The following is a 12,586-nucleotide window of genomic DNA, read 5'->3' on the forward strand; positions in this document are numbered from 1 at the left end:
AGATTAGTCGATAATCTCTCCGGATCTTTTTGCAATCCGAACTTTTTTACCGTTGTCCAATACTTTGTAACCGATACGTGTTACTTTGCCGGTCTTCGGATCGATGTGCATTACGTTGGACACATGAATCGAAGCTTCCTGCTCAATAATTCCACCCTGTGGATTCAGCTGGTTCGGCTTTTGGTGTTTCTTCACCATATTGACGCCTTCTACCAGAACGCGGTTTTCACGAGGATAAGCAGCGATGACACGGCCTTTTTTGCCTTTGTCTTTACCACTAATCACAAGCACCACATCATCTTTCTTCACGTGCAGTTTATTGTTATGGGATTCCAGAACTTTTTTCACTCTAGGCATTTATTACACCTCCTATAACTAACCTTCAACTTATTGGTGCTCGTGTTTATTAGATTACTTCCGGTGCCAAGGAAACGATCTTCATGTAGTCTTTATCGCGAAGTTCGCGAGCAACTGGTCCAAAGATACGTGTTCCACGAGGGCTTCTGTCGTCTTTAACAACAACAGCTGCATTTTCGTCGAATGCGATGTAAGATCCATCTTTACGACGAACGGAACGTTTCGTACGAACAACTACCGCTCTAACAACATCACCTTTTTTGACAACGCCGCCTGGTGTTGCTTGTTTTACGGAACAAACGATCAAATCACCGATTGCTGCTGTACGGCGTCCAGTACCACCCAGTACGCGGATACACATCAGTTCCTTCGCACCAGAGTTGTCAGCCACATGCAAACGTGTAAATGGTTGAATCATTATAATTTCCTCCTTCCGGAAAAACTCTTTTGATTATCTTAGATGATAACCGCTTTTTCAACCACTTCAACTAGTCTCCAACGTTTGTCCTTGGACAACGGACGAGTTTCCATGACTTTTACGGTATCGCCAATTTTCGCAACGTTTTCCTCATCATGTGCTTTGAATTTCTTCGTAGACTTGATGCGTTTGTGGTACAAGTTGTGTTTCTTATAGGTTTCAACAGCGACTACGATGGTTTTATCCATTTTATCACTGACCACTTTACCGATTAGCACTTTACGTGCATTACGTTCTTCGCTCATTAGTTAGCCTCCTTCCTGAATACGGATCTGAGATCCGTCTCACTTAACTAATCCCAAGCACTCTTTGATGGATCACGGTTTTAGCACGAGCTATTTCCTTACGCACGTCACGAATCCGAGTCGGGTTGTCCAGTTGGCCTGTTGCCAATTGAAAACGGAGATTAAAAAGTTCCTCTTTGAATCCAGCGATCTTTTGTTCAATCTCAGCAGTGGTTAAGTTGCGAAGTTCATTAGCTTTCATTTGCTTCACCACCCAATTCTTCACGTTTCACAAACTTAGTCTTAACAGGCAGCTTGTGAGCGGCAAGACGCATCGCTTCACGAGCGATTTCTTCCGACACGCCTCCGAGTTCGAACATAATCTTGCCCGGTTTAACTACGGCTACCCATTTCTCAACGTTACCTTTACCACTACCCATACGAACCTCGAGAGGCTTTTGAGTAATAGGCTTATCTGGGAAAATCTTGATCCAAACTTGACCGCCACGTTTGATATAACGTGTCATCGCGATACGAGCAGCTTCGATCTGACGGTTAGTGATCCAAGACGGTTCCATTGCAACTAGGCCGAATTCGCCGAAGTTCAATTCAGTACCGCCTTTTGCCATACCCTTCATGTGTCCGCGTTGTTGCTTGCGGTGTTTTACGCGTTTTGGTACCAACATGATTAGTTGCCTCCTTCCTGAGCAGCTTGTTTCTTAGCTGGGGGAAGAACTTCTCCACGGTAGATCCATACTTTTACGCCGATAAGACCGTAAGTTGTATGTGCTTCAGCCGTTCCGTAATCGATATCGGCACGAAGCGTATGAAGTGGAACTGTTCCTTCGCTATAACCTTCTGAACGAGCGATCTCGGCTCCGCCAAGACGTCCGCCTACTTGAGTTTTAATCCCTTTTGCGCCAGAACGCATAGTTCTTTGAATCGCTTGTTTGAGTGCACGACGGAACGATACACGACGTTCCAATTGTTGAGCAATGCTCTCAGCTACAAGAATTGCATCCAATTCAGGGTGCTTGATTTCATTGATATTGATGTGTACTTTTTTGCCACCAGCGATTGCTGTAACTGCGCTGCGAAGTACTTCTACTTCTGCTCCGCCCTTACCAATAACCATACCTGGTTTAGCAGTATGAATTGTAACGTTCACTCGGCTAGCCGCTCTTTCGATCTCGATATGGGAAACAGCGGAATCCTTCAACTTACCTTTAAGGTATTCCCGGATTTTGACGTCTTCCATCAGAAGAGTACCGAAATCTTTTCCTGCATACCATTTAGATTCCCAATCGCGAATAATACCGATTCGGAGTCCGATTGGATTTACCTTTTGACCCACGTGTTATCCCTCCTTATTTCTCAGATACCACCAGTGTAATGTGGCTCGTGCGTTTATTGATCCGACTTGCGCGGCCCATGGCGCGCGGACGGAAACGTTTCATAGTAGGTCCTTGGTTAACGAAAACCTCGCTAACGAACAAACTGTTCACGTCCAAAGAATAGTTATGCTCAGCATTCGCAATTGCCGAATTAAGCAACTTCTCAACGACCGGAGAAGCGGATTTCGGAGTGTGGCGAAGAATTGCAATTGCTTCCCCCACTTGCTTACCACGAATCAAGTCAACAACCAGTTTCGCTTTACGAGCGGAAATCCGCACCGATCTTGCATGTGCTTTTGCTTCCATTGTTTAACCTCCTTTCAAACAGAGACCTTATTATTATCTTCTTGTTTTCTTATCGTCACCCGCGTGGCCTTTGTAAGTACGTGTTGGCGCGAACTCGCCCAACTTGTGACCTACCATATCTTCTGTTACGTATACAGGCACGTGTTTACGGCCGTCATATACACCAAACGTATGTCCGATAAACTGAGGGAAAATGGTTGAGCGACGGGACCAAGTTTTAACTACAACCTTTTTCTCAGCCTCGTTCAGTTCCTCAACTTTTTTAAGCAGGTAGCCATCGATAAACGGCCCCTTCTTTAAACTGCGACCCATGTGTGAATCCTCCCTTCATCCGGTTCTTCAAACCGCGAATCGACGCTTCGCGCTTTATTAACTTGCCAGAAGCGTCTTATTTAGTGCGGCGGCGAACGATATATTTATCAGATGCCTTGTTTTTCTTACGCGTTTTGTAACCAAGGGTTGGTTTGCCCCATGGAGACATAGGCGATTTACGTCCGATTGGAGCGCGGCCTTCACCACCACCGTGTGGGTGATCGTTAGGGTTCATTACTACACCGCGAACTTCAGGGCGACGGCCCAGCCAGCGACTACGTCCAGCTTTACCGATTTTGATCAATTCGTGATCTTCGTTACCTACGGAACCGATAGTTGCACGGCATACGCTAAGGATCTTGCGAACCTCACCGGATGACAAACGAACGGAACAGTATTTTTCTTCTTTACCAAGCAATTGAGCTTCTGTACCAGCAGCACGAACCAATTGTCCGCCTTTACCTGGTTTCAACTCGATGTTGTGGATAACTGTACCCACTGGAATGTTTTCCAGTGCAAGTGTGTTACCAATTTTGATGTCGGCTGTTGGGCCGGACTCTACTTTATCCCCAACTTTTAGGCCTTTAGGAGCGATGATATAACGTTTCTCTCCATCAGCATAGTGGATCAAAGCAATATTAGATGTACGGTTCGGGTCATACTCGATTGTAGCAACGCTACCTGGTATGCCGTCTTTAGTACGTTTGAAGTCAATAATACGGTATTTACGTTTGTGTCCGCCGCCATGGTGACGAACCGTAATTTTACCTTGGTTGTTGCGTCCCGCATGTTTGAACAGCGGAGAAAGCAACGATTTCTCTGGCTGGTTTGTTGTGATTTCTTCAAACGTAGACACAGACATGTGTCGTCTTGCCGGAGAGGTCGGTTTGTACTTTTTGATTGGCACTATAGTTTCCTCCTTACTTTAAGAGTATTATTCTACCGCTTCAAAGAATTCAAGCGGTTTGCTGTCCGGGCTAAGCTTAACGATGGCTTTTTTCCACTCTGGAGTGTAACCAGAATATTTACCATAACGTTTCAATTTGCCAGGTACGCGCATTGTGTTCACATTAGTTACTTTTACTTTGAAAATAGCCTCGACAGCTTTTTTGATTTCGGTTTTGTTAGCACGGATATCCACTTCAAAAGCGTATTTCATTTCGCTCATGTAGTCGGAAGTACGTTCCGTAATCACCGGACGTTTGATAATATCACGAGGATCTTTCATTACGCGAACACCTCCTCTACCTTCAGAACTGCTTCTTTAGTGATGATCAGTTTGTCGTACGTTAGTACGTCAAGAACATTAATGCCGTCAGCCGCTACGAATTTCACCCCAGGGATGTTACGAGCGGAAAGCGCTACGTTATCATCATAGCTAGTTGCTACGATCAACGCTTTACGATCTACTTTCAGGTTGTTCAAGATTGCTGCGAATTCTTTCGTCTTCGGAGCATTCATTGTCAAGCTATCCAATACGATAATGTCATTCTCGAGTACTTTCGAGGACAAAGCGGATTTGATGGCCAAACGACGAACCTTCTTAGGCAGTTTCCAGGAATAGCTACGTGGTGTTGGTCCGAAGACAACGCCGCCGCCTTTCCATTGTGGAGAACGAATGGAGCCTTGACGAGCGCGACCTGTACCTTTTTGTTTCCAAGGTTTACGTCCACCGCCACGAACTTCAGAACGTCCTTTTACTTTGTGTGTACCACGACGCAGGGAAGCTCTTTGCATAAGCGCAGCTTCATGTAGAACGTGCTCATTCGGTTCAATACCGAATACTGTATCGCTCAGTTCCACTTCACCAACTTCGTTGCCACTAATATTAAAAAGTGTTACTTTTGGCATTTCATGTTCCTCCTTTCTTCAGTAATTATTTCTTAACGGTTTGTTTAACTTTCACGAAGCTGTTTTTAGGACCTGGGATAGCGCCTTTTACCAGCAATACGTTACGTTCAACATCAACCTTGATAATTTCAAGCTTTTGAACCGTAATAGTCGTGTGACCCATATGTCCTGGAAGGCGTTTGCCCTTAGGAACACGGTTAGCTTGGATAGAACCCATGGAACCTGGTCTTCTGTGGTAACGCGATCCGTGTGCCATTGGTCCGCGGCTTTGTCCCCAACGTTTGATGTTACCTTGGAAACCTTTACCTTTAGATGTGCCAGTTACGTCAACAAATTCGCCCTCAGCAAAAATATCAGCTTTCAGTTCTTGTCCAACCTCGAGAGACCCGAGGTCAACACCGCGAATTTCACGAACGTAGCGCTTAGGTGTTGCATTTGCCTTTTTGGCGTGACCCTGTTCAGGCTTATTGGAGCGTTTTTCTTTTTTATCAGAAAAGCCCAATTGCACTGCTTCATATCCGTCGATATTCAGGTCTTTCTTTTGCAGTACTACACAAGGTCCTGCTTCGATAACAGTAACAGGAATTACGTTACCTTCTGGAGTAAACACTTGAGTCATACCGAGTTTTTTTCCTAAGATACCTTTCAATGTTGACACCTCTTTTCTTTTCCTAAGTTGCTAAAAATGAATTACAATTTGATTTCGATATCTACACCGGACGGTAGATCCAAGCGCATCAAGGCATCCACAGTTTGTGGTGTTGGGTTCACAATATCGATCAAACGTTTGTGAGTCCGTTGCTCAAACTGTTCACGGGAATCCTTGTACTTGTGTACCGCACGGAGAATAGTAATGATTTGCTTCTCAGTTGGTAACGGAATCGGCCCGGATACACCTGCACCCGAACGTTTTGCTGTTTCAACAATCTTCTCAGCGGATTGATCAAGAATTCTGTGGTCGTATGCTTTCAAGCGAATACGAATTTTTTGCTTTGCCATTTTAGTCCCTCCTTCTATCGCCCAATTTGGTATCGGACATACTCCGTGAAAATTTTCTGACCTCGTCCCCATGGCAAAGGGGCCGGGTGTGTCAGTAACCTCTCACATCATCGCAACGTCTCAGAACAACATTTATTATTATATATAATAGGCGGCAGTATTGCAAGCTAAAATAACAAAACAACGCATATTTTTTTCATATGTTGTTTTGTTTCTATTATATAGGTTAGAGATTCTCAGTTACAGACTTGAAAAACTCAGCTGACTCCGCTGTTTGCGCTGTTGCTGAACCAATTCCTTCTATAGTCTGAATCAATGTCCTTATTTCTTCTTCTACTACAACTATCTCCTGTGTGCTACTACTCATCGCCTCTACAATATCGGAAAACAAAAGACTAGTCTCAAGAGATTGATGCTTTCCACTTTTGGTTAGCTCTTGCACCTTACGTATCTCATCAACAACCTGTTGTGTGAGACTGCCCGATTTATTAGTTAGCTCCACGATCTGAATTACAGTATTCTTCGTATCTTCTGCCAACCGACTAACTTCTTGGGCAACTACACTAAACCCTCTACCGTGCTCTCCGGCTCTAGCAGCTTCTATTGTTGCATTAAGAGAAAGGATTTTAGTTTGATCAGCTATATCTTTCACTGAGTTTACGATTTTTTGTATTTGTTTAGAGGAATTGCTTAATTCATAAATGGAGTGTTCCATCTCACTAGTGCTTTGATAAATAAGGTTAATCTGTCCTGTTAAGCTATCCAAATGTTCATGTCCATCTGTAGCCAGCCCCTGTGACTCTACAGAGGATCTAGCTGTACGTTGGAATGTTCTACTTACTTCATTACTACTGGCTACCAGCTGCTTCACAGCGGCATTTGTATCGATGCTAAAATCTATTAATTCGCTGCTAAATTCAGCAATTTTCTGCTTTAATTCATTTTTAACCAATAAGTACTGTTGTTCTTTTTCTTTGACGTTCTCTTTCTCGTATTCCTCTAAAACAAGTTGTTGCTCGAGGTTTAGCAGCTTAGTCACAGTCTGAACTACTTGTAGGCGTGCTTTGTCATCATTGGTTTCTTTATAGATAACTTGTATAAATACGTTCTGAAGATTTTGAAAAGCGGATAAGTACCATTTCGGCTCAAGTCCGACCCTTTTATGAATATTAGCAATCTTCAAGCGCTTTGCTATGTATTCATCATCAACTTTGCCATCAAAAATTTCAATGATATGCTCTCGGAGCGTTGTTTTCAATCTCTCGATGCTGCTATGCTTCAAAATTATGGCCTCAAGCTTATTAACACCTAACACCGAATTGTAAAATTGATCAGTAATGTAGTCTATATTCTGTTCAACAATAGGCTTCACCCTACGCAATAAATTCAAATCTGATTCAGTTAGATCAATCATCTTCATTTGTTCATTGAGCTCGCCATGACCTTCAATAGTATGAAATAAAAACTCAGTAGGCTTGCTCTGATCCTTGATATCTAAGGAATGAGAGGCAGGAGAATCCACATTGTTATTACGTGCAGTTAGCGCATGCATGAAGGAAAAAGGACATTTCCCCATATTACCACTCTCCCTTAATTCCTATATTTTTACATTATTAATCCTCCTTCATTTTACTCTATGATTAGTATAATTGTAAACAATTGATTGATGTATTTTGACGAATTATGTAGAAACAACTCATATTAATACGTTTTATTTATCATTAAATGTCGAAAAATAAATTATGATTTTCTGAACACAAAAAGCCCCGGATTCTCCGCAAGAAGAATCCGGGGCACTATGATTCAGAGTCTACCCGCAGATAGAATCTAATTTATTTTTGGATGGAAGCTACGCTACCTGCTCCAACTGTACGGCCACCTTCGCGAATGGAGAATTTAGTACCTTCTTCAATAGCGATAGGGGAGATCAAAGCAACAGTTACAGTGATGTTATCACCAGGCATAACCATTTCAGTACCTTCTGGCAAGTTGATGATGCCAGTTACGTCAGTTGTACGGAAGTAGAACTGTGGACGGTAACCAGTGAAGAATGGTTTGTGACGTCCGCCTTCTTCTTTAGTCAAAACGTAGATTTGAGCAGTGAACTCAGTGTGTGGTTTAACAGAGTTCGGTTTAGCCAATACTTGGCCACGCTCGATCATAGTACGGTCTACACCACGAAGCAAAGCTCCGATGTTGTCGCCCGCTTGAGCGGAATCCAGCAATTTACGGAACATTTCTACGCCCGTAACTACGGATTTCTTAGTTTCTTCGTGAATACCAACGATTTCGATTTCTTCTCCGACTTTAACTGTTCCGCGTTCTACGCGACCAGTTGCCACAGTACCGCGGCCAGTGATGGAGAATACATCTTCGACAGGCATCAAGAATGGTTTGTCAGTTTGACGCTCTGGAAGTGGAATGTACTCGTCGATTGTTTCGAACATTTCAACAATCTTCTTAGCATATTCACCATCTGGGTTTTGAAGAGCTTCACGAGCAGAACCACGAATGATTGGAGTGTCGTCGCCTGGGAAGTCATACTCGCTCAGCAAGTCACGAACTTCCATTTCAACCAATTCCAACAACTCTTCGTCTTCAACCATGTCGCATTTGTTCAAGAAAACAACGATGTATGGAACACCTACTTGACGGGACAACAGGATGTGCTCGCGAGTTTGTGGCATAGGGCCATCAGCTGCGGATACAACCAGGATAGCTCCGTCCATTTGCGCTGCGCCAGTGATCATGTTTTTAACATAGTCGGCGTGACCAGGGCAGTCTACGTGAGCGTAGTGACGGTTAGGAGTTTCATATTCAACGTGGGAAGTGGAGATTGTGATACCACGTTCGCGCTCTTCAGGAGCTTTGTCGATTTGATCGAATGCGATAGCTGCGCCACCGTAAGTTTTGGACAATACAGTAGTGATTGCAGCAGTCAGAGTCGTTTTACCATGGTCGACGTGACCAATAGTACCGATGTTAACGTGCGGTTTGTTACGTTCAAACTTTGCCTTTGCCATTTGAACAGTTCCTCCTTAATGTGGGGTTCCTTATATTTGAGCCGTCCGCCTATATGTTTATCTTAGATGACTGAGTGTTTATACCCGGACGGCAAGTTAAAACTAGTAATTATTCTACGCCTTTGTTCTTAGCAGCGATCTCTTCCGCAATGGATTTAGGAACTTCTTCATAGTGAGAAAGCTCCATTGAGAATACGCCACGTCCTTGAGTACCAGAACGTAGAGTTGTAGAGTATCCGAACATTTCGGAAAGAGGCACCTTAGCACGGATAATTTGCGCTCCACCACGGGAATCCATACCTTCGATACGGCCACGGCGGGAGTTCAGCATACCCATAACATCACCCATATATTCCTCAGGAACAGTTACTTCTACTTTCATGATTGGCTCAAGCAGGACAGGTTTACACTTGTCTTTAGCTGCTTTAAGTGCCATCGAGCCGGCAATTTTAAATGCCATTTCGTTGGAATCGACATCATGGTAAGAACCATCAACGATGGTAGCTTTAACGTCTACAAGCGGGAAGCCTGCAAGTACGCCGTTTTTCATTTGTTCTTCGATACCCGCAAGTGCAGGAGCGATGTACTCTCTAGGAACCGAGCCACCAACAACCTTACTTTCGAATTTGCTACCAGTACCTGGCTCGAGGGGTTCAAATTCAACCCATACGTGACCGTATTGACCACGACCACCAGATTGGCGTACAAATTTACCTTCGACGCGAGCAGGTGCCTTGAACGTTTCGCGGTAAGCAACCTGTGGTTTACCCACATTGGTTTCTACTTTGAACTCACGACGCATACGGTCGATGATGATGTCCAAGTGAAGTTCACCCATACCAGCCAGGATAGTTTGGCCTGTTTCTTCATCAGTATGAGCACGAAGAGTTGGATCCTCTTCAGTCAATTTACCGAGAGCAACGCCCAATTTATCTTGGTCAGCTTTTGTTTTTGGTTCAACAGCGATTTCGATAACCGGATCAGGGAAGTTCATTGATTCCAGAATTACTGGATGCTTCTCATCACACAGTGTATCACCTGTACTGGTGTCTTTCAAACCAACTGCTGCAGCGATGTCGCCAGAATACACGATGGAAATCTCTTGACGGCTGTTAGCATGCATTTGAAGAATACGACCAATACGTTCACGCTTGTTCTTAGTAGCGTTAACTACGTAAGATCCGGACTCTAGAATACCAGAGTATACACGGAAGAACGTAAGTTTACCTACATAAGGGTCAGTCATGATTTTAAATGCCAAAGCTGCAAACGGTTCTTCATCCGAAGAATGACGAACTGCTTCAGTTCCATCATCAAGATGTCCAGTGATAGCTGGAACGTCAAGAGGAGATGGCAAGTAATCAACAACTGCATCCAGCATAAGCTGAATTCCTTTGTTACGGTAGGAGGATCCAACAATTACAGGGAACAATTTAACTTCAACTACGCCTTTGCGCAGTGCAGCTTTAATTTCCGGAACTGTAATTTCTTCGCCTTCCAGGTACTTCATAGTCAGATCTTCATCAAGTTCAGCAACTTTCTCGATCAACTCGAGACGCAGCTCCTCAACTTTGGCCAAATATTCTTCCGGAATATCCGTTACTTCGATGTTTTGGCCTAGATCATCTCTAAACATGTGTGCTTTTTGCTCAACAAGGTCGATAATACCAGTGAAATCACTTTCAGCACCAATTGGCAATTGAATAGCAACTGCATTGGCTTGAAGACGATCACGCATAGTTTCGATTACGTTAAGGAAATCCGCACCGATAATGTCCATTTTGTTCACATATGCAATACGTGGAACGTTATAACGGTCAGCCTGTCTCCATACGGTTTCAGACTGAGGTTCAACGCCCTCTTTTGCACTAAATACACCTACTGCCCCATCCAATACACGCAGGGAACGTTCAACTTCAACAGTGAAGTCAACGTGTCCTGGGGTATCAATGATATTGATGCGGTGACCTTTCCACGCAGCAGTGGTAGCAGCGGACGTAATCGTGATTCCGCGCTCTTGTTCTTGCTCCATCCAGTCCATTGTAGCAGCACCCTCGTGAACTTCACCGATTTTGTGCGTACGGCCTGTATAGAAAAGAATCCGCTCTGTGGTAGTTGTTTTACCAGCATCAATATGCGCCATGATCCCGATGTTACGTGTATTTTTTAAGGAGAACTCTCTAGCCATGAAATGGATCTCCCTTCAAAATATAAGTTATTTGAATGACCTTAATCCTACCAACGGTAGTGAGCGAACGCTTTGTTTGCTTCAGCCATTTTGTGTGTATCTTCGCGTTTCTTAACAGAAGCGCCTGTGTTGTTGGAAGCGTCGATGATCTCAGCCGCCAAACGCTCTTCCATCGTTTTCTCACCGCGGTTGCGAGAGTAGTTTACGAGCCAACGTAATCCCAGAGCAGTACGTCTCTCTGGTTTAACCTCGATAGGTACTTGATAGTTAGCACCACCGACACGACGAGCTTTGACTTCCAAAACCGGCATGATATTCTTGATGGCAGCTTCGAAAACTTCCATCGGATCTTTACCCGTACGTTCTTCAATCAACTTGAATGAATTGTACAGAATGCTTTGAGCGACACCTCTTTTACCACCCAGCATAATGCGGTTAATCAAACGAGTAACCAACTTGCTATTATACAACGGATCTGGCAATACGTCTCTCTTAGTAACTGGACCTTTGCGTGGCATGGATATCCCCCTTTCTTAAATGTTTATTATTCTAGTACTTTTTCTTATTTCTTAGCCTTAGGACGTTTAGCACCGTACTTAGAACGAGCTTGCATCCGGTTAGCTACACCTGCTGTATCCAATGCACCACGAACGATATGGTAACGAACCCCTGCAAGGTCCTTTACTTTACCTCCGCGAAGTAATACAACACTGTGCTCTTGTAAGTTATGTCCGATACCCGGGATATAAGCTGTTACCTCGAGACGGTTCGTCAAACGAACACGGGCATATTTACGAAGCGCTGAGTTTGGTTTACGTGGAGTCATTGTACCAACACGAGTGCACACACCGCGTTTTTGCGGAGCGCTCAAATTTGTAGCCTCACGCTTGAGGGCGTTATACCCTTTTTGAAGAGCGGGAGATTTAGATTTTTCGATTTTGGCTTGACGGCCTTTACGAACCAATTGGTTAATTGTTGGCATGTTGTTGCCACCCCCTTCCTGAAATGATAGCCGATTTAAGAACTCTAAGCCCACAGACCCAGGCGGTTCATAAAAAGACAAATGAAAAGTTCTTGCCGCTGGAGTTTACTCCAGTACAAAAACATTTCCGTAGCTATTGTTTTAAGACGGCTGCCATCGCAGCGCCAACTTCTATTCCGCAGGCCTTGCCCAAATTCAGCATCGTATCCACATATGTGATCTTAACACCTTGTTTGTTACAAAGCATAACTATCCTGGAAGTAAGCCTTTGATCTCCGTCCTCTGCCACATAGACTTCTGCGGCTTGGCCCAACTCTACCGCCTTGACGGTTTGTTTGGTACCGATCTTGACCTGAGCATCCTGTAGTCCTCTATCATCAGTCATAATCATTACCTCCAATGAACAAGGATAACATGGCTACTCACGCACCTTAGACATTTTAGCATTATCAATAGATGGTGTCAAGAAATT

The 12,586-nt window shown here is 44.0% G+C and carries 19 protein-coding genes; all 19 read right to left on the minus strand.

The window, feature by feature from the left end; translation table 11 throughout:
- Positions 1–3: 3 nt before the first annotated feature.
- Entirely contained in the window at positions 4–357 is a 354-nt protein-coding gene (gene rplX, locus ACN6MV_RS28385; RefSeq protein WP_076099615.1) for a 50S ribosomal protein L24, read from the minus strand.
- Between the two features lie 49 nt (positions 358–406).
- Complete coding sequence (gene rplN, locus ACN6MV_RS28390) at positions 407–775, minus strand: 50S ribosomal protein L14 (protein WP_036680556.1); 369 nt, start codon at positions 773–775, stop codon at positions 407–409.
- Positions 776–813: 38 nt separating this feature from the next.
- Positions 814–1,080: a 30S ribosomal protein S17 gene (gene rpsQ / locus ACN6MV_RS28395; protein ID WP_042131223.1), complete on the minus strand. Its 267-nt coding sequence runs from the start codon at positions 1,078–1,080 to the stop codon at positions 814–816.
- A gap of 43 nt (positions 1,081–1,123) precedes the next feature.
- Complete coding sequence (rpmC, locus tag ACN6MV_RS28400) at positions 1,124–1,321, minus strand: 50S ribosomal protein L29 (RefSeq protein WP_019908232.1); 198 nt, start codon at positions 1,319–1,321, stop codon at positions 1,124–1,126.
- The gene (rplP, locus tag ACN6MV_RS28405) at positions 1,311–1,745 is read right to left on the minus strand and encodes a 50S ribosomal protein L16 (RefSeq protein WP_042131224.1); all 435 of its coding nucleotides are present in this window, start codon (positions 1,743–1,745) and stop codon (positions 1,311–1,313) included. The genes rpmC and rplP overlap by 11 nt, the downstream gene beginning before the upstream one ends.
- 2 nt (positions 1,746–1,747) lie before the next feature.
- Positions 1,748–2,413, minus strand: a complete 666-nt coding sequence (rpsC, locus tag ACN6MV_RS28410) for a 30S ribosomal protein S3 (protein WP_038573452.1) — start codon at positions 2,411–2,413, stop codon at positions 1,748–1,750.
- Between the two features lie 13 nt (positions 2,414–2,426).
- The gene (rplV, locus tag ACN6MV_RS28415; RefSeq protein WP_036680546.1) at positions 2,427–2,759 is read right to left on the minus strand and encodes a 50S ribosomal protein L22; all 333 of its coding nucleotides are present in this window, start codon (positions 2,757–2,759) and stop codon (positions 2,427–2,429) included.
- A gap of 33 nt (positions 2,760–2,792) precedes the next feature.
- Positions 2,793–3,071: a 30S ribosomal protein S19 gene (gene rpsS, locus ACN6MV_RS28420; RefSeq protein ID WP_036652940.1), complete on the minus strand. Its 279-nt coding sequence runs from the start codon at positions 3,069–3,071 to the stop codon at positions 2,793–2,795.
- A gap of 76 nt (positions 3,072–3,147) precedes the next feature.
- Positions 3,148–3,978, minus strand: coding sequence for a 50S ribosomal protein L2 (rplB, locus tag ACN6MV_RS28425; protein ID WP_042131225.1), 831 nt, complete (start codon positions 3,976–3,978; stop codon positions 3,148–3,150).
- Between the two features lie 27 nt (positions 3,979–4,005).
- Complete coding sequence (gene rplW / locus ACN6MV_RS28430; RefSeq protein WP_036680537.1) at positions 4,006–4,299, minus strand: 50S ribosomal protein L23; 294 nt, start codon at positions 4,297–4,299, stop codon at positions 4,006–4,008.
- Entirely contained in the window at positions 4,299–4,922 is a 624-nt protein-coding gene (gene rplD / locus ACN6MV_RS28435; RefSeq protein ID WP_036680536.1) for a 50S ribosomal protein L4, read from the minus strand. Before rplD ends, rplW begins: the two co-directional genes overlap by 1 nt.
- A 25-nt stretch (positions 4,923–4,947) precedes the next feature.
- Entirely contained in the window at positions 4,948–5,571 is a 624-nt protein-coding gene (gene rplC, locus ACN6MV_RS28440) for a 50S ribosomal protein L3 (RefSeq protein ID WP_036680532.1), read from the minus strand.
- 41 nt (positions 5,572–5,612) lie between these two features.
- Positions 5,613–5,921 carry a 30S ribosomal protein S10 gene (gene rpsJ, locus ACN6MV_RS28445; RefSeq protein ID WP_017692074.1) on the minus strand — a complete coding sequence of 103 codons (309 nt, stop codon included), beginning with the start codon at positions 5,919–5,921 and terminating at the stop codon, positions 5,613–5,615.
- A 226-nt stretch (positions 5,922–6,147) separates the two neighbouring features.
- On the minus strand, positions 6,148–7,497 hold the full coding sequence (locus ACN6MV_RS28450) for a protoglobin domain-containing protein (RefSeq protein WP_419885327.1): 1,350 nt from the start codon (positions 7,495–7,497) through the stop codon (positions 6,148–6,150).
- Positions 7,498–7,753: 256 nt separating this feature from the next.
- Entirely contained in the window at positions 7,754–8,944 is a 1,191-nt protein-coding gene (tuf, locus tag ACN6MV_RS28455; protein WP_042131227.1) for an elongation factor Tu, read from the minus strand.
- 109 nt (positions 8,945–9,053) lie between these two features.
- Positions 9,054–11,132 carry an elongation factor G gene (fusA, locus tag ACN6MV_RS28460; protein ID WP_042131228.1) on the minus strand — a complete coding sequence of 693 codons (2,079 nt, stop codon included), beginning with the start codon at positions 11,130–11,132 and terminating at the stop codon, positions 9,054–9,056.
- 47 nt (positions 11,133–11,179) lie between these two features.
- Positions 11,180–11,650, minus strand: a complete 471-nt coding sequence (gene rpsG, locus ACN6MV_RS28465) for a 30S ribosomal protein S7 (protein WP_036680520.1) — start codon at positions 11,648–11,650, stop codon at positions 11,180–11,182.
- 44 nt (positions 11,651–11,694) lie between these two features.
- Positions 11,695–12,114, minus strand: a complete 420-nt coding sequence (gene rpsL / locus ACN6MV_RS28470; RefSeq protein ID WP_036680518.1) for a 30S ribosomal protein S12 — start codon at positions 12,112–12,114, stop codon at positions 11,695–11,697.
- Between the two features lie 133 nt (positions 12,115–12,247).
- Positions 12,248–12,499 (minus strand): ribosomal L7Ae/L30e/S12e/Gadd45 family protein, encoded by a 252-nt coding sequence (locus ACN6MV_RS28475; protein ID WP_042131229.1) that lies wholly within the window; start codon positions 12,497–12,499, stop codon positions 12,248–12,250.
- Positions 12,500–12,586: the final 87 nt, after the last annotated feature.

Origin of the sequence: Paenibacillus sp. B-A-8 (assembly GCF_048572915.1) — a bacterium.
Lineage (GTDB): Bacteria > Bacillota > Bacilli > Paenibacillales > Paenibacillaceae > Paenibacillus_AQ.